Genomic DNA, 25,813 nt, shown 5'->3' with positions numbered 1-25,813 from the left:
AATGTCTGCTTTTTGATTAAGAAAAAGCATAAAGATTTATATGATTAAAGGTGAGGACAAAGAGCCTCACCTTTTTTATTGAAGTTTATTCGATTCAGCATGCCGTACAAACATGGTCTCATCTTCTACTAAGCCGCAAGCTCCGCACTGAATGCGTTTTTGCGGTCCGTTATAAGCAGCATGAAAGGCATCGAGTGTATCGTTTGTGTATTCTTCTACGACGTCTCCGCTTCTTGGATCCATTTTTACAGGTTTTGCATTTTGTTCAATGATATTAAAGCGCGTTCGATTTGTTTTGCAGCTAGGGCAAAGATAAGGGCTTCCCATTTTTAACATCTCCTTGAAAAATTTACTGTATTAATACCATGTCCGAATCCACCAAAAACATACAAAAACTTATGGTTTTCTATCGAACGTTCATTCGTTAAAATAGAAGCAGGTGATGAAAATGAGAATACGAAAAAACTTACAAGAAGTAATGGATATCTTGCAAACGAATCCGTCATATCAGCAAAATATCGTTCATTGGCATACAATCGAAGAGAAAGAAGCTAAAACTGCGCCATTTCCAGCTTCTTTGCATACGAAACTGCGGCAAGCACTTGAGAATCGAGGAATTGGTTCGCTTTATACGCATCAAAAAACAGCGTTTGATTTGGCGACAGCTAAGAAGAATGTTGTGGCTGTGACGCCGACAGCATCAGGGAAAACATTGTGCTACAACTTGCCGGTACTCCAGAGTATTATGGAGAATGATCAGGCTAGAGCTCTTTATTTGTTTCCAACAAAAGCGCTTGCCCAAGATCAAAAAAGTGAGTTAAATGAAATCATTGAAGAAATGGAAGTACCAATCAATAGCTACACGTATGATGGAGATACTCCGGCAAACATCCGTCAAAAGGTAAGAAAAGCAGGTCATATTGTTATTACGAATCCAGATATGCTTCATTCAGCTATTTTACCTCATCATACTAAATGGGTATCACTGTTTGAAAATCTGAAGTACATTGTGATTGATGAACTTCATACGTACCGCGGTGTTTTTGGAAGCCATGTAGCCAACGTTATACGCCGGTTAAAGCGAATTTGCCGCTACTATGGAAGCAATCCTATCTTTATTTGTACATCAGCGACCATCGCTAACCCAAAAGAACTCGCTGAACATTTAACGGGAGCTCATGTTATGTTAGTAGATAACAACGGAGCGCCTAGCGGCCGCAAGCATTTTATTTTTTATAACCCTCCTATTGTTAATAAACCGTTAAACATTAGAAGAAGTGCTACGCTTGAAGTGCGAAATATTGCAGGAGAGTTTTTGAAAAATAAAATTCAAACGATTGTATTTGCACGAAGCCGAGTACGAGTGGAAATTATTTTAACGTATCTGCAGGAGCTCGTAAAAAACCAGCTTCAAAATAAGTCTATTCAAGGGTACCGCGGAGGATATTTGCCGAAGCAGCGACGCGAAATAGAAAGAGGACTTCGAGAGGGAAGTATTTACGGGGTAGTCAGTACGAATGCTTTAGAGCTAGGAGTGGATATCGGGCAGCTGCAGGTGTGTGTGATGACAGGTTATCCAGGCACGGTTGCAAGCGCTTGGCAGCAAGCAGGACGAGCAGGGAGACGTCACGGAGAAGCCGTCATTGTGATGATCGCAAGTTCAAGTCCGCTTGATCAGTATATGATTCAGCATCCGGACTACTTTTTTAGCAGAAATCCAGAAACAGCTCGAATTAATCCTGATAATCTTGTTATTTTAGTCGATCATTTAAAATGTGCGTCCTATGAGCTGCCGTTTAAGCAGGGAGAAACATTTGATGGGGTAGAAATTGAAGACGTCCTGGAGTTTTTGCAAGAAGAGCGAGTGATTCATTTTAGCGGAGACAAATGGTACTGGATGAATGATTCGTTCCCAGCTCATAATATCAGTCTGCGCTCTGCATCCCAAGAAAATGTTGTCATCATTGATCAATCGGACGTTGCAAATGTGAAAGTAATTGGAGAAATGGATCGCTTTAGTGCCATGACGCTTCTTCATGATGAGGCGATTTACTTGCATCAAGGCATTCAGTATCAAGTAGAATACTTGGACTGGGATGAGAAAAAAGCGTATGTTCGTGAAGTCGATGTAGACTATTTCACCGATGCAAACTTAGCGGTTAACTTAAAGGTTCTAGAAGCTGATAAAGAGCGGATGGAGAGAACATATTCAATCGGTTATGGCGATGTAATGGTCAGCGCTATGGCTACGATATTTAAAAAAATAAAGTTTGAGACGCATGAAAACATAGGGTCAGGTCCCATTTCACTTCCGGAAGAAGAGCTTCATACAAATGCCGTGTGGCTAAGCTTTGAAAAAGAACAGTCTAACGAATCTGAAGAACGATTGGAACAAGCGCTCATTTCCGTGGCAAATGCCCTTCAGTCAATTGCACCGCTTATGGTGATGTGCGATCCGTCTGATTTACATGTAGTGCCTCAGATAAAAGCGGTGCACAACGAACAGCCGACTATCTTCTTATATGATCGATACCCGGGAGGCATTGGGCTAAGTGACAAAGTATACGAACAAATGAATGATGTGCTAAATCAAACCAATCAATTAATTGTAAATTGTTCTTGCGAAAGCGGCTGTCCGTCTTGTATCGGTATGGAAGCACAGGGAGAATACGCAAAAAGCGATGCGCTCGTGCTGCTACAACAACTGCAAAGTAGGTGAACTCGTGTCTTTTAAAAATAAATTAAACCGTATGAAAAAGCATCTTCATGTTACAGAAGCAAAGCCGCCGGTTGAAAGTAACCCGCAGCGACCTAAAAGCGCGTCTATTCCCTATGAGCAGGAATGGAAGGGAAATCATGCTGTTCCTTACTTTGCCGAAGACAGCTACTGTATGATCAGAGAAGTGGTTTACCCGCTCGACTACAAGCATGGACATTATGAATTTAATGAGCTGAAAAAAGTAGTGGAAGTATGGAATCGGTCTACAGTTGCTCATCCGCTTTCATCAAAAGGCCGCACATATTCAGATTTATTTTTCTTTGATACGGAAACGACGGGGCTTAGTACAGGTACGGGAACGACTATCTTTTTGCTAGGATATGCAAGGGTGCTAAAAGATTCCGTCGTTTTTCGTCAGCATATATTAACAGAGCCAAGTGGAGAAGTAGCATTTTACGAAAGTTTCTTAAAAGAAGTAGACTATACGACGCTTGTGACTTATAATGGGAAATCTTTCGATTGGCCTCATGTGAAGACTCGTCATACGCTATTGAGAGATCATTTGCCCAAGCTGCCTAAGTTCGGTCACTTTGATTTACTGCATGCATCAAGAAGGCTGTGGAAACATAAAATGAATTCGGTTAAGCTTGCGAATGTCGAAAATGAAATACTTGGAATTGAACGAGTGGATGATATTCCAGGTTTCTTAGCTCCCATGATTTATTTTGATTTTATTGAAACGAAAAATCCAAGAGGCTTATTCGACATTATGAAACATAATGAACATGATATTTTATCACTTATCACCTTATACATTCATTTATCAAAACATCTCCTTACTAGTGAGGAGTTTACAGAAAAAGAAACATATGAAGTAGCAAGGTGGTATGAGCAGTTAGGGGAGAATAAGCACGCTTTCTCTCTTTATCAGGGCGTAGCGGAAAAAGAAAAAGAGGAGCATGAAAAAGCTCAGCTAGCGATGGCTTATCATTATAAAAAAGAGAAGAGTTGGAAAGAGGCAGTGGACATGTTTGAACCCTTGGTTCAAACATGTGAAGATGACGTCGCTATAGAAGCATTGGTTGAGCTAGCTAAAATTTATGAGCATCGTCTCAAAGATGTTCATCAAGCACTTCTATATACTGAGCTGGCCTTGGAAAAGTGGAATCAATTCAGAGAAATGACTAAAAAAACGTCGAAGGAAGCGCTTGAAAAAAGACTTGTTAGACTAAAAAATAAATCAGCTAAAGCATAGACTTCAGCTGATTTATTTTAAAATATTCAGAATTATTATTCTTTTGTTTTTGTGGATGTTTTATATTGTTCTATTTTTCAGTCATTGATAAAATTAGTCAATGTAAGACTTATTCTTACAGCTTAAAAACAGAACTTTGGTGAGATGGAGAGAGGCCTCATGAAAAATGTGATTTTAGTATCATTTTTCGCATTAATTTGTTTAACAGTAATTGTCTTAAGCAGTTTGAAAAATTCGTATAACTCCTTTATGTAGGCCGAAAATAGGTGTTTGTCTTAGTACATGTACACTGCCCTTCACATATTGTAATAGTGTAATAACTAAACAGTGAAAGGGGAAAAAGGATATGTATCCAAGACCAACAAAATGTATGCCACCAATTGTGCATCCAACAAAATGCTGCACGCAGTTTACTTCTCAGGAGGTAGTTGTACCTCACATTCATCCAAGTCATAATACATTGGTGAATCATACAAATGTGAAGCACGTGCATTACTTCCCGCAAACGCAATCTGTTGTAAATGAAACTTCAAATCAACAGTTTTTTGGCGGTGCGCAGCAATATCCAACTCAAGTAGGGGGAGCAGGCTATCCAGGTCAAATGGGAGGCTACCCAGGTCAAGTAGCAGGTGCTGGTTACCCAGGTCAAGGAGGTTACCCAGGTCAAGTAGCAGGTGCTAGTTATCCAGGTCAAGGAGGCTACCCAGGTCAAGTAGGGGGAGCTGGTTATCCAGGTCAAGGAGGCTACCCAGGTCAAGTAGCAGGTGCTAGTTATCCGGGACACAAAGGTTGCGGCCAAGGAAGCTGTCATACAAAAGGCGCGCATCAAGGACCTAATTCAGGGTATTTTAGATAATGTACTGTACGTTAATAGGAGCTGATTACATCAGTTCCTATTCTATTTTGTTACAAAGGAGTTATATAATGAAGGTGCTAACGGTTACTGGTTATAAGCCATTCGAACTTGGGATTTTTAATGAAAAACATCAAGGCATTACATACATAAAAAAAGCGCTCTATAAAAAATTACAGGAATTAGTAGAAGATGGATTAGAATGGGTATTGATTAGTGGCCAGCTAGGAGTAGAGATTTGGGCAGCAGAAGTGGTATTTGATCTCCAGCTCGATTATCCCGAGCTTCAGTTAGCTGTTTTAACACCGTTTTTGGAGCAAGAAGAAAAATGGAATGATGTGAATAAAGAATTGTATGAATTCGTCTTAAGTCAAGCAGATTATGTAGATAGCATTACAAAAAAGAAATATGAAAGTCCAGCACAGTTTCGGTTAAAAAATCAATTTTTAGTAGAAAAAAGTGAAGGTATTTGTTTAGTTTACGACGAAGAGCACGAAGGAAGTCCTAAATATATGTTAGAAACGGCTAAAAAACGTGCTGAACGAGAAGAATACCCTATTATAATGGTGACGTCTCACGACTTACAGGATATCGTGGATGAAGAAAAATTTTCATCTTTTTAACGCCACTTGGCGAAACATTTTAAAAGATAAATTGACATTTGAAGCTATTTTTGAAAAAATGAATTATAATAAAGATAAGGTTTATCGTATTCGAGGTGATAGAGATGTTAGCTGATAAAATCCGTTTAACGGCCAAAGAAATTTTAGAAAAAGAATTTAAAACAGGCATGAGAGGCTATAATCAAGAAGAAGTAGATAAGTATCTAGATTCTGTTATTAAAGATTATGAAGCATTTCATGAAGAAATTGAAGCATTACAAACTGAAAATTTACGCTTAAAAAAGCAAGTAGAAGAATTATCTAAAAAGCCGCAACAACCTTCGTTTACCCCGCCGCCGGCTCAACAGCAGCAGCAAGCGGGTACGACAAACTTTGATATTTTAAAACGTTTGTCTAACTTAGAAAAACATGTGTTTGGAAGTAAATTATACGAATAACCTAAAAATAGGAGTTGCATTCAACTCCTATTTTTATTATACTAAGGAAAGTCGTTATCAATAACGTTCGGGTAATTGCTGCATCACATATGAGGATGTAGAGGAAAGTCCATGCTCGCACAGACTGCGATGTCTGTAGTGTTCGTGCCTAGCGAAGTCATAAGCTAGGGTAGCTGTTAAAAGCTAACGGCGGGGAAAAAGCCTAAGTCTTTTTAAGATATGGCTTGACTACTCTGAAAGTGCCACAGTGACGAAGTCTTATCAGAAATGGTAAGAGTGGAACGAGGTAAACCCCTCGAGCGAGAAACCCAAATAATGGTAGGGGAACTTTCTGGAAGGAACTGAACGGAAGGAAGGACAAAATGGTTACATTTTGTAGATAGATAATTGCCACCGGAGTACGAGGTAGCTAGCCGCTTGCAGTACAATGGTACAAAACATGGCTTACAGAACGTTATTGAAAAGCAATCGACACTTGTTGTTATACACTATATTTTAATCCAACCCAGCTCTTCGTATAACGGAAGAGCTTTTTTTATGTCAAAATGACAGCTTATCATAAGCTGTCATTTTTTTGTACAATCAGACTGAGCTTGTTGTCAGCCTCAGGTCTTAGGAGAAAATAAAGCTCTAGCTCGTTTTGAAAAAACGTCATAATTCTTAAACTAAGTATATAGATAAGCGAAAGGAGGAGACAAAATGAAAAAAGTTGGTTTATTTTTGATTGGAGCGGTAGCTGCTATCGTTCTTCTTGCAAATGCTGGTCCGATGGTAGGACTTGCGCTTGGCTTGGTTATTTTGTACGTAGCATTTAAAGGGTTTGTTAAAGCAGAGGCCCCCTTTAAAAAATGGCTCTGGGGGTTTATTGGTGTTGTCGTACTCTTAACAACTGTTTCAAACCTCCCGGCCCTTGCTGGTATCATCGCAGCAGTAGTACTTTACATTGTATATAAAAAGTGGAACAGCAGCAGCCCTATAAAAACGGAAAAAGAAGATCCGTTTAAGCATTTTGAACGTCAGTGGGCTGACTTAAATCAAAAATAATAAAAGTTTACTTTATTATCTAAGGAGATGAACAAAATGAGAAACTTATTTACTCGAATGAAAGAAACGATTTCTGCAGACCTTCATCAATTACTTGATCACAAAGAACAAAAAAATCCAATTGCTGCACTAAACCACTATTTGCGTCAATGCGAGCAGGAGACCGAAAAGGTAAGGCAGCTTGTTGAGCGACAGCACACGTTAAAAGAACAGTTTAATCGCGAATACCATCTGGCCCTTGACATGATGAAAAAACGTCATGAGCAAGCACAAGTAGCACAAGCAGCTGAAGAAGCGGAATTACATGAATTTATTTTAAAAGAACATGCTCACTACGAAGAGAGAGCAAAGCGTGTAAAAGAATCTTATGAAGATGCATCCAAGCAGTTAGAAGAGCTTGAACAAAAGTATGAAGAAATGAAGCATAAGGTAAAAGATATGCATATTCGCCGTATGGAACTAATGGGGCGCGAAAATATTGCTCGTGCGCATCATCGTATGAATTCAGTAATGAAAACAGAAGCATCTTATACGTCCTACAGCCAGTTTGACGAAATGGAAACCTATATTGACCAGCTTGAAAATCAAATTAATACAAATTACTATAGACAAACGGTAGACAGCAAGATTGCTGAATTAGAAAAAAGAGTAAAATCATCGTAAAAAATCAGTGTTTCTGCATAAAACATGGTATTCTAAAAAAGGCGTAGGTTTCTGCGTCTTTTTAAGGTGAGAGAATAGATACCTGCAGAGCATCCAAAGAACGCTATGTCATCTACGAGGAGAAAGGAGAGAGAGCTGTGCAAAGCGTAAACAAAACAGAATCTCTTATGTTCATTTTTATTTGCAGTTTATTTGTCCTGTTTATTGAAATTATGTTTTTTCACAGCGGCTTGATCTTTTCTGTATTAATTGCCGGTGCGTTCATGTATATTGGGCGAAAAAAAATGAGAAGAAAACTAGGGCGCATTTTATTTTGGATTGGCGTTATTGGGCTTGTGTTGAATATATTTAATACGGTTGCCTTTAAGTTTTTAGTTATTGCTCTTTTTCTGTATTTTTTACTTAGATTTATTCAATCAAGAAAGCATCCCGTTGAATTCAGACCGACTGACGAATTTACCCAGCAGCCAAACCAAAGTTTGGTGCAGGTCCGGCCGGTTTTGACGAATAAACTTCTTGGTAGTCAAAGAACCGAAGACTCCGTATACGAATGGGATGATATTAATATTCAAAGCGTATGGGGAGACATTGTGGTTGATTTAAGCAATACCGTTCTGCCAAAAGGCGATGCGGTTATTTTTATTCGTCAAGCGTTTGGAAATATTAAAGTGCTCATTCCTTACGAAACGGAAGTATCTGTGAATCATTCTAAACTAGCAGGAAACGTAACGGTTTTTGGACATCAGCGCGGCTTTTCGTTCAATGAAAATTTGTCTATCAAAACAGAGGAATTTGATCAATCTGCTCATAGGGTGAAGATTGTTACAACTGTTGTGATTGGAGATTTAGAGGTGCAAAGGATATGAGTATTCTTCAACGGCAGTTATTATGGGGGATTTTCTTAAGTTTTTTTGTATTTGTATCCGTGCTCCTTACCGTGTTTTTTGCATATCCTGTTTTTCAACTTAGCGACTTATGGAAAACAAGCGTATTTGGCATGCCTTTTGTGCTGTTTTCCTTCAGTTTAAGCCTTACGATTGGAAGCGTGATTGGAGGAATCATGGGGTTTATGTGGAGACAGCAGTGGACATATGTTGAAAACCGATTATATGAAATAGAAAATGGCCACCGGCATATGTCGGCAAATGAACCGCTTATTCAAGAAACGTCTCGAATTATAAGCCGTTTAAATAAAGTAGATCATAAAATGATTCTTCAAGCACAGCAATCTCAAAAGATGGCAACGGAAAAAGTGGAAAATCAGCAAAAGCAAGTGCAAGAAATTGTTTCTCAGGAACGAAATCGGCTTGCTAGAGAACTGCATGACTCCGTTAGTCAGCAGCTATTTGCCGCTTCGATGCTTATGTCTGCTATTACGGAATCCAATCTTACGCTACAAGACTCTGAAGCTAAGCAATTAAAGATGGTTGAAAAAATGATTAATCAATCACAGCTTGAAATGAGGGCTTTGCTTCTTCATCTTCGTCCTGCAGCATTAAAAGGAAAATCGCTACAGGCTGGAATGAAAGAACTGATGAATGAGCTTGCTCAAAAAGTACCGCTTGAATTAAATTGGAAAATAGAAGGATTTGAACTTGATAAAGGCATTGAAGACCACTTGTTTAGAATTTTGCAAGAATCCGTATCAAATACGCTGCGTCATGCCAATGCAACAGCTTTAGATGTGCTGCTGATTAAACGTGACTTTTCCATTATTTTACGTATTGTTGATAACGGAGTTGGTTTTGATGTAGAAAAGGAAAAAGTCGGATCGTACGGCCTGCAAAATATGTACGAACGCGCAGTTGAAATTGGAGGCCTATTAAAAATTATTAGCTTGCCCGACAAAGGAACAAAGCTAGAAGTGAAAGTACCGTTAGTAGAAAGAGAGGAGAAGCAAAATGATTAATGTACTGTTAGTAGATGATCATGAAATGGTTCGTATTGGCGTAGGAGCGTATTTGTCGGCTCAAGCAGACATTCATGTGATAGCTGAAGCAGCAAATGGCCAACAGGCCGTTGAATTAGGGCTTCAGCTGCGCCCGGATATTATTTTAATGGATTTAGTCATGGAAGAAATGGACGGGATTGAAGCAACGAAACAACTGATTAAGCAGTGGCCAGAAGCGAAAGTGATCATTGTCACTAGCTTTCTAGATGATGAAAAAGTATATCCCGCTCTAGAGGCAGGGGCAACAAGCTATTTATTAAAAACGTCTAAAGCAGGAGAAATTGCAGCTGCTATTCGCCGTACATATGAGGGGCAATCTGTATTAGAGCCCGAAGTAACCGGTAAAATGATGTCTAAAATGAGAAAACCGTCTTTACCTCATGAAGAACTGACAGCTCGTGAAATGGAAATTTTATTGCTAATGACGCAAGGCAAAACAAATCAAGAGATTGCAGACGAATTATTTATTGCGCTAAAGACGGTAAAAACACATGTGAGCAATTTATTAAGTAAGCTGGATGTACAGGACCGGACTCAAGCAGTCATCTATGCCTTTAAACACAAATTAGCGCAGTGAGAATCGTTATTCAAAAGAGAATAACGATTTTTTTTGTGAAAAACCTATTTTTTTGCATGTATTCATTATAAAATAGCGATATGCGTAAAGGCGAACGCTTACGTAAAAGCACTATTTTGAGGGGTTGAGCACATGGAAAAGAAATGGTGGAAAGAAGCTGTTGCGTATCAAATCTACCCGCGAAGCTTTATGGATTCAAACGGCGACGGAATTGGTGACATTCAAGGGGTTATTTCAAAATTAGACTATTTATCTGATCTTGGAATTGATGTCATTTGGATTTGCCCGATTTATCAGTCTCCTAACGACGATAATGGCTACGATATCAGTGATTATAAAGATATTATGAAAGATTTCGGAACAATGGAAGACTTTGATGAGCTGCTAGATGAAGTTCACCATCGCGGAATGAAGCTGATTATGGATTTAGTTATTAATCATACTTCAGATGAACACCCTTGGTTTTTAGAATCCAGGTCTTCTAAAGAGAATCCATATCGTGATTATTATATTTGGCACGAAGGTAAAGATGGAAAAGAGCCAAACAACTGGGAATCTATTTTTAGCGGATCAGCTTGGGAGTTCGACGAAAAGACAAAAGAATATTACATGCACGTATTTTCTAAAAAACAGCCTGATTTAAACTGGGAAAACGAAAAAGTACGTCATGAGCTTTATGAAATGGTTAACTGGTGGTTAGATAAAGGAATTGACGGCTTTCGTGTAGATGCTATTTCGCATATTAAGAAAGTGGCCGGCTTCCCAGATCTACCGAACCCTGAAAAGCTAGATTATGTGCCATCGTTTGAAGGGCATATGAATCGACCGGGAATTCAAGAACATTTAAAAGAGCTAAAAGAAAATACGTTTGCCAAATATGATATTATGACGGTTGGAGAGGCAAATGGTGTAACATCGGACAGCGCAGATGAGTGGGTAGCTGAAGATGGCGGAAACTTCAATATGATTTTTCAGTTCGAGCATATGGGACTGTGGGATAAAGGAGAAGAAAAACCGCTTGATTTAATCGAGTTAAAAACGATTTTAACTAATTGGCAAAATGGTTTAGAAAAAATTAACGGCTGGAATGCTTTATATTTAGAAAATCATGACCAAATTCGTTCTGTAAATAAATTCGGCAGCTTAGCTTACCGAGTGGAAAGTGCAAAGTGCTTAGCTGCACTATACTTTTTAATGAAAGGAACACCGTTTATTTATCAAGGACAAGAACTTGGAATGACCAATGTTAAGTTTGATTCTATTGACGATTATGATGATGTTGGTATGATTAACTACTACCGTATTCAGCGTGAAAAAGGCGATACACATGACGAGATTATGAAAGTGATTTGGGAAACAGGCCGCGATAATTCAAGAACGCCAATGCAGTGGAATACAGAAAGAAATGCAGGATTTTCTACTGGTACCCCTTGGATGAAGGTGAATCCAAATTACGTAGATATTAACGTAGAAGAGCAGAAAAGTGATAAAAATTCGGTACTGAATTTTTACAAACAGCTCATTAAAATTAGAAAACAGCATGATGTGCTGGTGTATGGAACTTATAAGCTATTGGCAGAAGAAGATTCCGCTATTTACGCGTATACGCGAACATTAGAAGGTAAAACCGCTGTTGTTATTTGTAATATGTCACCGAAAAATCAAACGTTCGAGTTTCCTTCAGAGAGCTCATTTGTAAACAGAGAAGTGCTGATTCATAATTATCCGTTGGATAAAAACGAAACGCTTGAAAAATGTACGCTGCACCCATATGAAACACGTGTATACTTACTTTCATAAACAAGTTGAGCAACCGATTGCGCAATTTTAAAGTGGAAAGCTTTTAAAAACACATTTATATGCGACATAGGTGAAGAAACTGCTGGCTCTATCAAGAGCGAGCAGTTTTTGCATTTTAATAAAAAGACGGAGAAAGCTTTGACTACGGCGCATGTATATGGTACTTTTACACTTAGTGTAGATAATTAGAAACAAAATGAGGTTGAAAAATGGCGAAATATAAAATTATTGCAACAGCAGCAATGGGAATTGAAGCACTGGTCGCTAAAGAAGTGCGTGCTTTAGGATATGACTGTGAAGTAGATAATGGCAAGGTTATCTTTGAAGGAGACGAGCTCGCAATTGCTCGCTGCAATTTATGGCTTCGTACAGCAGATCGAATTAAAGTGCAGGTTGGACAGTTCAAAGCTCGTACGTTTGATGAGCTTTTTGAACAAACAAAAGCATTAAATTGGGGAGATTATTTGCCCGTAGATGCACAGTTTCCTGTATCGGGAAAATCAGTTAAATCTAAATTGTTCAGCGTATCAGATTGTCAAAGCATTGTGAAAAAAGCAATTGTTGACAGCATGAAAAAACATTATAACAAAACAACAGGCTGGCTCGAAGAAACAGGGTCAACGTTTAAAATTGAAGTAGCGCTATTAAAAGATGTTGCTACATTAACAATTGACGCAAGCGGTGCAGGACTTCATAAGCGCGGTTACCGCGTTGGACAAGGAGAAGCTCCTTTAAAAGAAACGCTGGCAGCGGCTCTAATTATGCTAACGCCGTGGAATGCGAATCGTCCGTTTGTCGATGTTTTTTGCGGCTCTGGTACAATTGCTATCGAAGCAGCGCTTATCGGTCAAAATATTGCACCAGGATTTAACCGTGACTTCTTATCAGAAGAATGGCCATGGATGTCAGCAAGCATTTGGGACAAAGCGCGCGAAGAAGCAGAAGACTTAGCGAACTACGACCAAGTGCTAGATATTGCTGGTCATGATATTGATCATCGTATGGTAAAAGTAGCGGAGCAAAATGCATTTGAAGCTGGACTTGGAGATTTAATTCAATTTAAGCAAATGCAAGTGCGCGATTTTACGACGCCGAAAGAATATGGAATCATTATTGGTAACCCTCCGTACGGCGAACGTTTAAGCGATCGTCCTTCCGTTGAAAAAATGTACGCTGAAATGGGCGAAGCGTTTTCTAAGCTTGATACGTGGTCGATTTATATGCTTACATCTCATGAACAATTTGAACAATACTACGGTAAAAAAGCAACGAAAAAACGCAAATTGTTTAACGGGTTTATTAAAACAGACTACTATCAATACTGGGGACCTCGTCCTCCACGCAACGATCAATAAATACAAAAGCCAAGCGGTGTAAAAACCAGCTTGGCTTTTGTACGTTATTTTTTTTTCAAACCTCGATAAGCTAGCATTCCAAACATGCCTATACCGAGCACGACAATTAATAAAATAAACCAAAATGTAGCATTAAGCAGGTATTTATATAGTCCGTCATAATAATCATGCATATACTCACCCCATTATGTTTTTTATAGTATGGGCGAGTAGCAGGGCAATATATGTATTCATTTCTTTTCAATAGCAGGCTTAAAACGAGAAATGATTAGCTTATTTCTAACATGTTTACGAAAGGGAAATCTCATACTAAAACCTAAGAGGTGATAAAATGAGAAAAAACCGATCAGCACGGATTTTTGGGGGGATGATGCTTCTTTCATGGTTAACCATCCCTTTTATAGGACGACAGCATATTAAGCGCTATTTATCATCTACTATGTTTATTTCCTTTTTAATTATGGTTGAAAGCTATATTGCTGAAAAAAAGAAGTGGTGGATATTCCCTAATCCTCCTCATCCATATCTAACAGGTGAAGCTGCTTTACTTTTAGGTCCATTTTTAGCAGGTTCTTTATGGATTAAAAAGTTCACATACGGCCATTTTGGAAGGTATATGTTATTAAATGCAATCGTAGATACATTTTTTGTTTATCCTTTTCAACGAGCTATGAGCCGTGCAAAGCTTTTTAGCGTAGGCACATTTAAAGAGTACCATTTGCTAGGTATCTTTCTGTTGAAAGCTGCTTTAATGTACGTTTACCAACATCTAGTAGTAGAGAAACCGAAACCTCAGCGTGCTTTAAAAAATAATCCTATAGAATAAAGGGGCAGGCAGGGAAGCGTGATTTTCTTGCCTGCTATTTTAATGCCCCAGATGTCATTCCTGAAATGAAATGCTTTTGCAAAAACACGTACGCAATCAATAGTGGGATAGAAGAAAGAACGACTGCTGAAAACAGCATAGGGTAATTAGTCAGAAATTCCCCTTGAAAGTCCAATAGTGCAATAGGCAGCGTTTTTACTTCTTTAGATTTTAACAATAGCAAAGGGAATAACAGATCATTCCACACAATCACAAACGAAAAAATTCCCACTGTAGCCATTGATGGTATTGAGAGTCGAAGAGCGATTTTTGAATATATTTTCCACTCTGACGCTCCGTCCATGCGAGCAGCTTCGAATAGTTCCCTTGGCAAAGTTTTCATAAACCCCGTGATAATAAACACACCGATGGGAAGCAAAAAGCTTATGGAGACGATAATGACGCCTGTTAGCGTATTGACGAGCCCAAGCTTATTCATCAGCAAAAAGACAGGAATCATATTGACTTGAGTAGGGACAATCATTCCGCAAACAAAAAAGCCGTATACAATCCATCCAAGCTTTTGAGGTAGCTGAATAATAGCATAAGCAATCATGCTTGAAAACCATAGAATAAAAAACGTGCTAAAGACGGTAACAATCACGCTGTTTTTAATATAGCCAAAGATGGGTTCATTGACGAGCAGCTGTTTATAATTTTCAATATTCCAGCCTGCTGGTAATCCGATTGGGTTGCTGTAAAGTTCAGGCGTTGTTTTAAAGGTTGTTAATAAAACCAAGCTTAAGGGCAACAGAATGATTAAACCGTATATCCCTAAAATCAGTTGTCTGAATGGGTTTTGTTTCATAAAAGAATCTCCTTTTACATTTTGGTCAAGCGAAGTACGCGAAATTGAAGAAACGTTAAAAGAGCAATCACAATCATAAATACAACTGAAATGGCAGAGGCATAGCCGAAACGAAAATTAATAAAAGCTTCGTGATAAAGAAGCGTCGAAAGAATTTCAGTTGAATTGGAGGGACCTCCATTTGTCATTGCAATGATTAAATCAAATGCTTTAAAACTTTGTATGGTCGTATAAGCTACAACCATTGTCGTAGCTGGAGCTAAAAGAGGCCACGTAATGCGCTTGAATTTTTGCCATCTTGTTGCTCCATCAATACTAGCAGCTTCATATAACTCACTGGGAATAGCTTGAATTCCAGCTGCAAAAATAATAAGCATTTGACCAGTATGTGCCCAAAATTGTACAAAAGCCAAGCTGTAAATTGCGATATGCCCATTTCCAATCCAAGACTGGGTCCAATGCTCAAGGCCTATTTTACTTAAAAATAGGTTAACTCCTCCAATGTTGGGGTCATACATAAAGTTCCACGTGAAAGCAATCGACACGGACGAAATAATCGTCGGTACAAAAAAGAGTGAGCGATAAAATGTATTCCATGCAGAATTTTTATAAAGTAAGAGTGCAAAGCCTAAGCTCAATAACGTTTGAAAGATCAGCACGCCAATTGTGAACTTTAAGTTGTTTGTAAGAGACTGTGTAAAAATAGCATCGTTTGTTAAAATTTCTTTGAAGTTTTGAAACCCTACAAATGAGAACTGAGAAGATAATCCATTCCAATCAGTTGTGCTTAAAAATAAAGCAGAAAGCGTTGGCAATGCAAAGAAAACAGTATATATGACAAAACCGGGAAGTAAAAACAACCATAGATGTCTGCTTTTAGAGATACTTTTAAATGAAAAGAGAGGAAAAGAGAACGAAGGGGTTCTCTTTTCTTCTTCTTGAATAGACGTATTAGTTTTTAGCGACACGTTCTACCTCTCCTTGTGCTTTTTCAGCAGCTTTTTTCGCTGACATACCGGATAGTACGTCCTGTACAGATGTTTCAACAGCTTTTGATACGCGCTCATTTAAAATTGTAAATCGAGGTTGGAAGACCGTTTTTTTGTCTTTCCATTTTGCGCTTTCTTTGAGTTCAGGTGAATCATATTTCACGTCTTTGACCGTTAATAACTGGCCAGTAGCATTCGCATACTCAGAAGAAATCTTTGGATCTGCAAGGAAAGTTAAAAATTTCTTAGCAGCTTCTTTGTGTTTTGATTTTTCAGCAACACCTAATAAGAATGTCGTGGTATGAACACCTTCGTATTTTGCTTTATCTTGATCCACTGTAATCGGTGCAAGCAAACCTTGATCAATCTTCGGATTTTGCTGTTTGACTGTAGCCATCATATAAGAACCTTGAGCAAGCATTGCGCCTTTTTCCTGAGCAAAAAGTGCTGCAGCACTTTCTTTTTTCGTACCAAGAGCATCTTTTTGGAAGTAACCTTTGTCATTTAATTCTTTAATTTGAGATAGGGTTTTGATAAACCATTCATCAGTTAGCTTGCGCTTGCCCGTTTCTACTTCGTGAAGGGCGTTGTTTGTAGGTTCGTTATTCATAATCATTGGATTAATAAATTGAGAAGGACTTACGTCTCCTGAAAATAAAATCGGCGTGTATCCATTTTTCTTTAATGTTTCAGATGTTTTTAAAAAGCTATTCCAATCTTTAGGAATATCTAAATTTAGTTTTTCAAAAATGCCTTTGTTATAGACAGGGATGTTATAGACTAGCTGATAAGGAAGAGCATATTGCGTATTATCCGATTTACCCGCTTGGATTAGCTTTTCGTCAAATTTGCTGAGTAAGTTTTGGTCGTCCAGCTTTGCAAAACCATTTGCTTTGCGAATCGTTTCAAATTGACTTCCTGGAAAACTAGCAAATACATCGATACCTTCTCCAGATAGTAGAGATCCTTGAATTTGTGATTGATATGAATCAGAAGGAAAGACGGTCATTTCTACATGAATATTTGGATTTTTCTTTTCAAATTGCTCAATGATAGAATCAAAAGCTTTCGAATCTTCTCCTCGCCAATGCGTAAAGTTAATGGTTACTTTTTTAGAAGAGTCGCTGCTGTCACCGCTTGTTGAACTGTTTTTGCCGCAGCCCGCGATGATCACGGTGAGCATTGCTAACAGAATTAATAATTTTTTCATTTTAGTTCCCCCACTTATAGAATTCTTTTTAGATAGTTATTGGTCAATTTTGATACGGTTGGTAGATGCTTGGTCAAAGAAATGAGCATGATTCATTTGAAAATGAAATGGAAAGTACTGATGAACTTGAATATGTTCATCCCCAGGGATTTTAGCCACAAAGAGCTGGTCTCCTAAACTACTGTATAGTATGTACTCTGCTCCTAATAACTCAGACACATCTACCAGTAATGAAATATGAGGAGCATCAGAAGAGGCGCGCGTAACATGCTCAGGTCGAATTCCTACAGTAATAAACTGATTGTTGTAGCCTTTTTCATGTAACGAATGCATTTGATTTTCTGTCAGTTGAAACTCATGTTCACTGATGTGCAGTTTGCTGTTCACTACTTTTCCTGTGAAAAAGTTCATTCCCGGTGATCCTATAAAACTGGCTACAAACGTATTCTCTGGAGCATTATACACTTGCATAGGTGAACCTATTTGCTGAATTTTTCCGTCTTTCATAACTACGATTCTGCTTGCCATCGTCATCGCTTCTGTTTGATCGTGGGTTACATAAATAATGGTCGTCTGCAGCCTCTGATGAAGCTTACTGATTTCAGCACGCATTTGTACGCGAAGCTTCGCATCAAGATTAGATAAAGGCTCATCCATTAAAAAAATTTGGGCATTCCGTACAATGGCTCTTCCTAAAGCCACCCGCTGACGCTGCCCTCCTGATAACGCTTTTGGCTTGCGTTTTAAATAGGGTTCTAAGTCCAAAATACGAGCCGCTTCACGAACGCGCTCATCAATTTCTTGTTTTGGGACTTTGCGGAGCTGCAAGCCAAATGCCATGTTGTCGTAAACTGTTAAATGAGGGTAAAGCGCGTAGTTTTGAAACACCATTGCAATATCTCGGTCCTTAGAAGGCAAATCGTTTGCACGATCTCCATTAATAAGCAATTCTCCTTCTGTTATCGATTCAAGGCCGGCGATCATTCGAAGGGTAGTGGATTTGCCGCAGCCTGAAGGTCCTACAAATACAATAAATTCTTTGTCTTGAATATGAAGATTGAAATTATCAACTGCAAGACTATCTTTTCCGTATTTTTTATACACATGCTGTAACTGCAGTTCTGCCATTTTTTCTCCTTTCAGCAGGCTTTTTAAAAAATAAAAGCCTCTAATTGCACAGACGGATTGTACGCGTATCTGGCAATTAGAGGCTATCGGTTGACCGGTAAGCCTGTATTATGTAGTTTTGAGTGATTGAATATGTAAGTAATTTTAAAATATATTATTCCTATAAGTCAAGTGAGAATTAAAATATTTTAATAAGTTAGATTATTTTTTTAAATGAAAGAATCCATTTATTAAGCCAGAGATGCTGGTTTTGAGAATAAAATAAACAGCTGGTGTATAGAATGATAGTATTCACTTTTATAGTAAGCATTACAGAGAGAGGATGTTTATAAATGGATAGAAACACGCAGTTCACTATGATTCGTCAAGCGTTGGAAAACAGCTATCATTTAATGCAGCAGGGAATAGAAGTGAGCGGAGAGACGCTTACTCAGCTGGAACAAGCAAAAGCCGAGTATGAAGCGGCCTTTTTATTGTCTCAGTCCACGGACTCAAAATTCCGCTGTAATTAATTTTTTAATAGCACTTATTCCGTTTGCGTTCTATACACTCAGCTTTTATACAAAAAGGTTCTGTCCTTACAGGCAGAACTTTTTTATGTTCAGCTCTTTTTATTGACATTTTAGATAAAGTAGTCAATAATTAAGTTTTGCTTACATGAGAAATTTACTAGATAAAAAGAAGTGAAGCTAATTTTTATTGATAGATATTTACATAAATAAAGGAGTCAGTATCGATGATGAGAGAGCGGTTGCCTTTTACAATTGAGCGGGATGAAAACTTTTTTGACAAATTAAATGAATGGATAGGTGATGTTTTTTATGATCATCTTCCAGACGCAGGGTTAGAACTTCGGGATGAACAAATTTTTATGGCTTTTCAAATCGAACGAGCTTTTAAAGAAAAAAATGTAATATTTGCAGAAGCAGGTGTAGGAACAGGGAAAACCATTGTGTATTTGCTGTACGCTATTTGTTATGCAAGGTATATTGGCAAGCCAGCTATTATTGCCTGTGCGGATGAAACATTAATTGAACAGTTAGTAAAAGCCGAAGGAGACATTGCAAAGCTCTCTGGCATTTTAGATATTAACATGGATGTTCGCCTAGCAAAATCTCAAGATCAGTATCTGTGTTTAAAGAAATTAGATGCTGTGACAGCACGAACAGATAATGAAAACATTGAAGAAATTTACGATACGCTTCCTGATTTTGTTCATGATCATAGCGGTATGCAGTCGTTCTATCACTACGGAGACCGTAAAGAATATCCTCATTTAACGGATGAGGAATGGAATCAAATTAACTGGGATACGTTTCAAGACTGCTCTTCCTGTGAGCAGCGTCATAGATGCGGCTTAACGCTTTCACGTGAGCACTATAGAAAAGCACATGACTTAATTATTTGCTCTCACGATTTTTACATGGAGCACATTTGGACATATGAAGCCCGCAAGCGTGAAGGACAGCTTCCCCTTCTTCCTGAAAGCAGCTGTGTTGTATTTGATGAAGGTCACCTGCTGGAATTTGCTGCACAAAAGGCTTTAACATATCGCATTCAAGAAGATACGTTAGAAAACTTGTTAACGCGTCTATTAGAAAATGACGTGCGAGAAGAATTTGCTGTGAAGATCGAGCACGCTATCGATGTATATGCAATGTTCTTTGACCGTTTAAGTGAAGCAAGCACAGAAATCGTTGGTTCTAGCCGTAAAGAAGTAGCCCGCACAAACGGATTACAAAGTGTAGGAAAAGAACTTTTATCGCTGCTTGAGCATATCGGAAACGAGCTTGTGTTTGAGAGTGAGACCTATACAGTAGACGAATATACGCTGCGAATTGTAGATGAGTACCTAGATCAAATTGATTATTCGCTGCGCTTATTTATGGACAACGAAAATGCCATCTACTGGGTAGAAGAAAATAACTGGAAACTGACGTTGGTTATTATGCCGCAAGCAGTAAAAGACGTCTTAAAAGAACGAGTATTTGCGAAGAAAATACCATATATTTTCACTTCTGCGACTCTTTCAGATAACCAATCGTTCGATTATTTAGCATATAGCTTAGGAATTGCAAAGCCGCTTTCTTTTTCTGTTGAATCGCCATTTGATTATGATGAGCAAATGAAAATTGCGGTAAAAAATGTTTCGGATGATCAAGAAGAAGCGTTTGCTGAAAAATTCGCCTTTGCTGTTGCTCAGCTCGAAAAAACGAACGGACGAGCACTTTTATTGTTTAATAGCAAAGAAGAACTAGAGATGTTCAAAGAAGTTTCCAAAGAGTTAAATCAGTACACATTTTTATTTGAAGGCGATCAAGAAATCAGTAAATTAGTATCTCAGTTCCAAAGGGAAGAAGAAACGATTTTATGCGCTGTTCATTTGTGGGAAGGATTGGATATTCCTGGACCTTCGCTATCTAATGTAATTATTTGGTCTCTGCCATATCCGCCAAATGATCCGGTCTTTGAAGCAAAGCGCAATCAAGTAGTCGATCCATTTTGGGATGCAGATATGCCGTATATGCTTCTTCGCTTAAAGCAAGGAGTTGGAAGACTGATTCGCTCTCATAACGATAAGGGTCTAATCACGATCTTTATGCCAAAAAGCACAGATTCAAAAGTGCGTTCAATCATTGAACAAAATGTCCCAACAAAAATAGAAAACGTATAAAAAAGCGCGGTTGTAGCCGCGCTTTTTTATATGCATAATAGATTGAATATTCAGTTATATACACACCGTTACTATTATGATAAAATAATTTATGGTGAAATAAGGAAAGTAAGGAGGAAAAACAATGAGAGAAGACATACAGAAAATTGAGAAACAGTTTTATGAATACATGAATAAAATCAAAAGTTATCACGAGGCAATCGGAGTGATGTACTGGGATTTGAGGACGGGTGCTCCAAAAAAAGGGGCGGATCAGCGTTCTGAAGTTATTGGCATGATGTCATCAGAAGCGTTCAATCTTTCTGTTTCTGATGACATGGCAGGTTTTATTGAGAAATTAACGACCCCTGAGTCACAGCCTTACATAAACGATATTACGAAAAAAGCAGTGGAAGAATGTAAAAAAGAATATGACTTAAATAAAAAGATTCCTCCGCATGAATATAAAGAATACGTTACATTAACTTCAAAAGCTGAGTCGGTTTGGGAAGACGCAAAAGAAAAAGCAGATTTTGCTTTATTTCAACCGTACCTCGAAAAAATTGTAGCTTTCAATCAGAAGTTTGTGGAGTATTGGGGGTATGAAGGAAACAAATATAACCGTTTATTAGACCTTTTTGAACCGGGGATGACGGTTGAAATCTTAGACGAGGTATTTGGAAAGCTACGGGAGCATATTGTGCCTCTTGTTCAGCGAATCGCCGGGTCGAATACAAAGCCAAATACGGAATTTTTATTCCGTACTTTCCCAAAAGAAGCGCAAAAGCAATTTAGTCTAGACGTGTTAAAAACGCTTGGCTACGATTTTGAAGCGGGGCGACTTGATGAAACAGTCCATCCTTTTGCTACTGGCTTAAACCCGGGAGATGTGCGCATCACGACTAAGTATGCTGAAAACGATTTCCGAACGGCTATTTTTGGAACGATTCACGAATGCGGCCATGCTTTATATGAGCAGAATATTTCAAAGGATCTTGTGGGTACGGTTCTATGTGAAGGTACTTCAATGGGAATTCATGAATCACAGTCGCTGTTTTTTGAGCAGTTTGTCGGGAAAAATAAAGCATTTTGGCAGCATCATTACGACGTACTAAAAAAGCATGCGCCGGGACAATTTGACGATGTAGATTTAGAAGATTTTTACCGAGGAGTAAATGAGGCGAAACCGTCGCTTATTCGTATTGAAGCAGATGAGTTAACGTATCCTCTTCATATTATGATTCGCTATGAGATTGAAAAAGGATTAATAAACGGAGAATATAAAGTTGCAGATTTACCGGAAATTTGGAATGAGAAATACGAAGAATATTTAGGAGTTCGTCCAAGTCACGATGGAGAAGGCGTGCTTCAGGATGTACACTGGGCCGGAGGAAGCTTTGGGTACTTCCCTTCCTACGCTCTTGGCTATATGTACGCAGCGCAGTTTAAGCATACCATGTTAAAAGACTTGCCCAATTATGATGAACTCCTCGAAAAAGGAGAAATTTCGCCGATCACAAATTGGCTAACAGAACATATTCATCAGTACGGAAAAATGAAAAAGCCTCTTGAAATTTTAAACGATGTAACGGGAGAAGGCTTAAATGTAGATTATTTAATTCAGTATCTAGAAAAGAAATATGGAGAAATTTATCACGTATAAAAGGCGCTATAAACGAATATTATGTTTTGTATCACAAGTAAATGTTCGAAAATATCGTTTTTAGATATTTTCAAATAAAAGATTTGCTGATATAATACAATTAACTCAATAACGCACTCATATAATGACGAGAATAAGGCTCGTAAGTATCTACCAAACTACCGTAAATAGTTTGACTATGGGTGAGCGATGAAGTTTGTTTTTCACTTTTGTGCGTAAAAGCTCAAAGACATTGCTCTACTCATATACGAGTGCAGCTATGTTTTTGAGCTTTTTTAATACAAACGTTGGAGGAACGAACTATGAAAGCTTTGCAAAACAAAATTTTAACAGATGGTATCGTATTATCGGACACGGTTTTAAAAGTAGACACATTTTTAAACCACCAAATGGATCCTGTATTAATGAAAGAAATTGGAGAAGAATTCGCTTCGCGTTTTGAAGATGCAGGAATTACGAAGATTTTAACGATTGAATCATCAGGAATTGCTCCAGCGATTATGACCGCATTGAAGCTAAACGTTGAGATGGTGTTTGCTAGAAAAAGAAAATCTTTAACACTTCAAGACGGACTCATTACATCAAAAGTATATTCATTTACAAAAAAAGAAGAAAATGAAATTTCAGTTGCTGATAAATTTATTCAAGAAGATGACGTGATTTTAATTATTGATGACTTTTTAGCAAACGGCCAAGCTGCATTCGGCTTGATGGATATCGTGCAAAAAGCAGGTGCTAAAGTAGGCGGCATTGGTATTGTTATTGAAAAAGCGTTCCAAGATGGAGGAAAACAAATTCGTCAATCAGGCGTTAAAGTAGAATCATTAGCACGCATTCAGTCTTTATCAAATGGTAAAGTGACATTTGTTGAAGATAAACCAACAGTGGAGGTTTAATATGAATAAAGGAAAAGTCTTTTCACTTGGTTTACAGCATGTTTTAGCTATGTACGGAGGTGCGATTGTTGTTCCGCTTATTGTTGGAGGAGCCATTGGCTTGACTCAGCAGCAGCTTACGTATTTAGTGGCGATTGACTTATTTATGTGCGGTGTGGCAACGCTACTGCAAGTATGGAAAAATCGTTTTTTTGGAATTGGTCTTCCAGTTGTATTAGGGTGTACGTTTACTGCCGTAGGACCTATGATTTCAATTGGAGGTTCTTACGGCGTTTCCTCCATATATGGTTCTATTATCGTCGCTGGTTTACTCATCGTCCTTCTTTCTGCTTTTTTAGGTAAATTGGTTAAGTTTTTCCCTCCTTTAGTTACAGGTTCGGTTGTAACGATTATTGGAATTACGTTAATTCCCGTAGCGATAAAAGATTTAGCCGGAGGAGAAGGAAGTAAAGATTTTGGGAGCTTGAGCAATTTAGGTTTAGGTTTTGGCGTTTTACTATTGATTATTGTTCTGTATCGATTTACAAAAGGGTTTATGCGCTCGGTCTCTGTCTTATTAGGATTAGTTGTTGGAACAATTGCTGCGTCTTTTATGGGGAAAGTTGATTTTTCCGGAGTAAAAGAAGAAGCGTGGGTTCATATGCCACATGTGCTGTACTTTGGGATGCCAACTTTTAATATTATGGCCATTCTGACAATGTTCCTTGTTTTACTTGTTGGCATTGTCGAGTCAACAGGCGTTTATTTTGCCGTTAGTGATATTTGTAAAAAAGAAGTGGATGAAAAAGATTTATCTAAAGGCTATCGTGCAGAAGGATTGGCGATTTTATTAGGCGGATTTTTTAACGCATTTCCTTATACAGCGTATTCTCAAAATGTAGGCCTTTTACAGTTGTCAGGTGTTCGCACAAGAAATGTTGTATTTGCAGCGAGTGGAATTTTAATCATTTTGGGTTTCCTACCTAAAATCGCAGCCGTGACGACAGTTATCCCGAGCTCTGTACTTGGAGGAGCAATGGTAGCTATGTTTGGAATGGTAATCTCTTCAGGTATTAAAATCCTTAGTCAAGTTGATTTAGCAAAACAAGAAAACCTTCTTGTGATTGCATGTTCGGTTGGCATGGGTCTAGGGGTGACGGTTGTACCTGAACTCTTCAAAAACTTACCAGAGAGTCTTCAAGTTCTTACTGGAAGCGGTATTGTAATGGGGAGTTTTACAGCAATCTTTTTAAACATTGTCTTTAATATGATGAAATCACCACGTACGCAAGTTGCAGAAACAAAGTTAACAAATGAAGTAGTATCGAAATAAAAAGAGGCTAGAACAAAAGTATTTTAGTTGAAAAGATCCGAACGATTAATCGTTCGGATCTTTTCATTGTCATGGTGCAACAAGTGATCCATAGTAGATCATTCATCTAATTTGTTTGTCTTTCCTATTAAGATCGTGTTTTGAAAAACAGCGTATAAAGCATTTTTCCCACGTCAGGGTTTTTTGCCACTAATGAAATTTCTCTTTTGAATTTGAAGTCTGTGATGGGTAAAGCTTTAATGTTTGAGCTTTGTAAATGGCGCATAAAAATTTCAGGTAGAATTGAAATACCTAAATTAGCTGAAATAAATCCCATAATGCTTTGAGCAAATTCAATTTCATTGGCAATGGGAATCTTTAAGTTATGACGATTGTACGCTTTTTCTACTAGTGTCCGAACATCGCACCCTGGGGGGAGAACTACAATGGGTTCTTCTTTGAAATCTTCAAATGATACACTTTCTTTTTCGGCTAACGGGTGCTGATCATTCACAAATAAATAAAAGTCTTCTTTGAACAATAGTTTTGACCAGTAAGTATGTTGAATCTCTCGATCATCAAATAAAGCCCCGTCAATTTTATTGCTTTCTAACTGCTCTAACAAATCATAATAGTGATGCGAGGTTTTTATATCAATATGGCGATTGTGGTCTTCAGCAGAAGCCAGTTGATAAGGTAAGTAAAAAGCAGCCATACTCTGCCACGTTCCGATAGTTAAATCACAAGCTTCTTGCGTAGACACTAATTTTTTTTGAAGAGCATGAACGCTTGATAGTATGGATTCACCTTCCTGTAAAAGAATTTCACCTGCTGAGGTTAATTCTACTCCTGTAGCGGAGCGAATAAATAATGTTACTCCTAAATCTTCTTCTAGTTTTCTCATTTGCTTACTAAGTGCAGGCTGCGTCATATGCAGCTGTTCGCTTGCTTTGCTTAAGCTTTTTGTTTTGGCTGTTTCAATAAAAGACTTAAGCCATTCTGTTTTCATATTTATCACCTATAACCTTTTGTT

General features: G+C 38.1%; 25 protein-coding genes, 1 other RNA gene and 1 riboswitch. Of the genes, 19 read left to right on the top strand and 7 right to left on the bottom strand.

Annotation, left to right across the window (positions count from 1 at the left end; genetic code table 11):
• Window positions 1-75: 75 nt before the first annotated feature.
• A complete protein-coding gene (locus ACFX4N_RS07625; RefSeq protein ID WP_013056134.1) occupies window positions 76-327 on the bottom strand; it encodes a hypothetical protein in 252 nt (83 codons plus the stop codon).
• Window positions 328-448: 121 nt separating this feature from the next.
• Here ACFX4N_RS07625 and ACFX4N_RS07620 point away from each other — a divergent pair, with 121 nt between their 5' ends.
• The 13 genes from ACFX4N_RS07620 (at window position 449) to ACFX4N_RS07560 (ending at window position 13,277) form a co-directional block, all read left to right on the top strand.
• On the top strand, window positions 449-2,719 hold the full coding sequence (locus ACFX4N_RS07620; protein ID WP_057274589.1) for a DEAD/DEAH box helicase: 2,271 nt from the start codon (window positions 449-451) through the stop codon (window positions 2,717-2,719).
• Window positions 2,720-2,723: 4 nt separating this feature from the next.
• Window positions 2,724-3,974, top strand: coding sequence for a ribonuclease H-like domain-containing protein (locus ACFX4N_RS07615; RefSeq protein ID WP_057274590.1), 1,251 nt, complete (start codon window positions 2,724-2,726; stop codon window positions 3,972-3,974).
• A 346-nt stretch (window positions 3,975-4,320) separates the two neighbouring features.
• A complete protein-coding gene (locus ACFX4N_RS07610; RefSeq protein ID WP_034653393.1) occupies window positions 4,321-4,830 on the top strand; it encodes a spore coat protein in 510 nt (169 codons plus the stop codon).
• Between the two features lie 68 nt (window positions 4,831-4,898).
• Window positions 4,899-5,450, top strand: a complete 552-nt coding sequence (locus ACFX4N_RS07605; RefSeq protein WP_028414057.1) for an SLOG family protein — start codon at window positions 4,899-4,901, stop codon at window positions 5,448-5,450.
• Window positions 5,451-5,554: 104 nt separating this feature from the next.
• The gene (gpsB, locus tag ACFX4N_RS07600; RefSeq protein ID WP_013056140.1) at window positions 5,555-5,887 is read left to right on the top strand and encodes a cell division regulator GpsB; all 333 of its coding nucleotides are present in this window, start codon (window positions 5,555-5,557) and stop codon (window positions 5,885-5,887) included.
• A 63-nt stretch (window positions 5,888-5,950) separates the two neighbouring features.
• An RNA gene (rnpB, locus tag ACFX4N_RS07595) (RNase P RNA component class B) lies at window positions 5,951-6,339 on the top strand.
• Between the two features lie 247 nt (window positions 6,340-6,586).
• The gene (locus tag ACFX4N_RS07590; RefSeq protein WP_013056141.1) at window positions 6,587-6,931 is read left to right on the top strand and encodes a lmo0954 family membrane protein; all 345 of its coding nucleotides are present in this window, start codon (window positions 6,587-6,589) and stop codon (window positions 6,929-6,931) included.
• A gap of 36 nt (window positions 6,932-6,967) precedes the next feature.
• Window positions 6,968-7,594: a PspA/IM30 family protein gene (locus tag ACFX4N_RS07585; protein ID WP_013056142.1), complete on the top strand. Its 627-nt coding sequence runs from the start codon at window positions 6,968-6,970 to the stop codon at window positions 7,592-7,594.
• Between the two features lie 137 nt (window positions 7,595-7,731).
• Window positions 7,732-8,460 carry a cell wall-active antibiotics response protein LiaF gene (gene liaF / locus ACFX4N_RS07580; protein ID WP_013056143.1) on the top strand — a complete coding sequence of 243 codons (729 nt, stop codon included), beginning with the start codon at window positions 7,732-7,734 and terminating at the stop codon, window positions 8,458-8,460.
• Entirely contained in the window at window positions 8,457-9,503 is a 1,047-nt protein-coding gene (locus tag ACFX4N_RS07575; protein ID WP_013056144.1) for a sensor histidine kinase, read from the top strand. Before liaF ends, ACFX4N_RS07575 begins: the two co-directional genes overlap by 4 nt.
• A complete protein-coding gene (locus tag ACFX4N_RS07570; protein ID WP_013082360.1) occupies window positions 9,496-10,122 on the top strand; it encodes a response regulator in 627 nt (208 codons plus the stop codon). Before ACFX4N_RS07575 ends, ACFX4N_RS07570 begins: the two co-directional genes overlap by 8 nt.
• A 132-nt stretch (window positions 10,123-10,254) precedes the next feature.
• Window positions 10,255-11,922: a glycoside hydrolase family 13 protein gene (locus ACFX4N_RS07565; protein WP_057274592.1), complete on the top strand. Its 1,668-nt coding sequence runs from the start codon at window positions 10,255-10,257 to the stop codon at window positions 11,920-11,922.
• Between the two features lie 209 nt (window positions 11,923-12,131).
• On the top strand, window positions 12,132-13,277 hold the full coding sequence (locus tag ACFX4N_RS07560; RefSeq protein WP_013056147.1) for a THUMP domain-containing class I SAM-dependent RNA methyltransferase: 1,146 nt from the start codon (window positions 12,132-12,134) through the stop codon (window positions 13,275-13,277).
• A gap of 44 nt (window positions 13,278-13,321) precedes the next feature.
• Here the strand turns inward: ACFX4N_RS07560 and ACFX4N_RS07555 are convergent, their stop codons facing one another.
• Entirely contained in the window at window positions 13,322-13,450 is a 129-nt protein-coding gene (locus tag ACFX4N_RS07555) for a hypothetical protein (protein ID WP_013056148.1), read from the bottom strand.
• A 158-nt stretch (window positions 13,451-13,608) separates the two neighbouring features.
• Between ACFX4N_RS07555 and ACFX4N_RS07550 the strand changes: the two genes are divergently transcribed.
• A complete protein-coding gene (locus ACFX4N_RS07550) occupies window positions 13,609-14,103 on the top strand; it encodes a hypothetical protein (RefSeq protein WP_029325143.1) in 495 nt (164 codons plus the stop codon).
• Between the two features lie 34 nt (window positions 14,104-14,137).
• Here ACFX4N_RS07550 and ACFX4N_RS07545 read toward each other — a convergent pair whose 3' ends face one another.
• The 4 genes from ACFX4N_RS07545 to ACFX4N_RS07530 are packed head-to-tail and all read right to left on the bottom strand — an operon-like array spanning window position 14,138 to window position 18,277.
• Complete coding sequence (locus ACFX4N_RS07545; RefSeq protein ID WP_013056150.1) at window positions 14,138-14,950, bottom strand: carbohydrate ABC transporter permease; 813 nt, start codon at window positions 14,948-14,950, stop codon at window positions 14,138-14,140.
• A 14-nt stretch (window positions 14,951-14,964) separates the two neighbouring features.
• Window positions 14,965-15,918, bottom strand: a complete 954-nt coding sequence (locus ACFX4N_RS07540) for an ABC transporter permease subunit (protein WP_192100621.1) — start codon at window positions 15,916-15,918, stop codon at window positions 14,965-14,967.
• Window positions 15,902-17,149 (bottom strand): ABC transporter substrate-binding protein, encoded by a 1,248-nt coding sequence (locus ACFX4N_RS07535; protein ID WP_057274593.1) that lies wholly within the window; start codon window positions 17,147-17,149, stop codon window positions 15,902-15,904. The genes ACFX4N_RS07540 and ACFX4N_RS07535 overlap by 17 nt, the downstream gene beginning before the upstream one ends.
• 36 nt (window positions 17,150-17,185) lie before the next feature.
• Window positions 17,186-18,277, bottom strand: a complete 1,092-nt coding sequence (locus ACFX4N_RS07530) for an ABC transporter ATP-binding protein (RefSeq protein WP_013056153.1) — start codon at window positions 18,275-18,277, stop codon at window positions 17,186-17,188.
• Between the two features lie 332 nt (window positions 18,278-18,609).
• On the opposite strand from ACFX4N_RS07530, the gene ACFX4N_RS07525 reads away from it, so the two are divergent.
• From ACFX4N_RS07525 to ACFX4N_RS07505, 5 genes are all read left to right on the top strand, one after another.
• Complete coding sequence (locus ACFX4N_RS07525; protein ID WP_013056154.1) at window positions 18,610-18,789, top strand: hypothetical protein; 180 nt, start codon at window positions 18,610-18,612, stop codon at window positions 18,787-18,789.
• Between the two features lie 224 nt (window positions 18,790-19,013).
• Window positions 19,014-20,951 carry an ATP-dependent DNA helicase gene (locus ACFX4N_RS07520; protein ID WP_377261147.1) on the top strand — a complete coding sequence of 646 codons (1,938 nt, stop codon included), beginning with the start codon at window positions 19,014-19,016 and terminating at the stop codon, window positions 20,949-20,951.
• 124 nt (window positions 20,952-21,075) lie between these two features.
• Window positions 21,076-22,593, top strand: a complete 1,518-nt coding sequence (locus ACFX4N_RS07515; RefSeq protein ID WP_013056156.1) for a carboxypeptidase M32 — start codon at window positions 21,076-21,078, stop codon at window positions 22,591-22,593.
• 97 nt (window positions 22,594-22,690) lie between these two features.
• A riboswitch (purine riboswitch) is annotated at window positions 22,691-22,792 on the top strand.
• A 103-nt stretch (window positions 22,793-22,895) separates the two neighbouring features.
• Window positions 22,896-23,489, top strand: a complete 594-nt coding sequence (locus ACFX4N_RS07510; RefSeq protein ID WP_013056157.1) for a xanthine phosphoribosyltransferase — start codon at window positions 22,896-22,898, stop codon at window positions 23,487-23,489.
• 1 nt (window position 23,490) lies between these two features.
• Window positions 23,491-24,801 (top strand): nucleobase:cation symporter-2 family protein, encoded by a 1,311-nt coding sequence (locus tag ACFX4N_RS07505; RefSeq protein WP_013056158.1) that lies wholly within the window; start codon window positions 23,491-23,493, stop codon window positions 24,799-24,801.
• A gap of 127 nt (window positions 24,802-24,928) precedes the next feature.
• Here the strand turns inward: ACFX4N_RS07505 and ACFX4N_RS07500 are convergent, their stop codons facing one another.
• Window positions 24,929-25,789, bottom strand: coding sequence for a LysR family transcriptional regulator (locus ACFX4N_RS07500; protein ID WP_055988981.1), 861 nt, complete (start codon window positions 25,787-25,789; stop codon window positions 24,929-24,931).
• Window positions 25,790-25,813: the final 24 nt, after the last annotated feature.

Source organism: Priestia sp. YIM B13551 (assembly GCF_042787905.1).
Lineage (GTDB): Bacteria > Bacillota > Bacilli > Bacillales > Bacillaceae_H > Priestia.
This window is presented reverse-complemented; position numbering and strand designations above follow the sequence as displayed.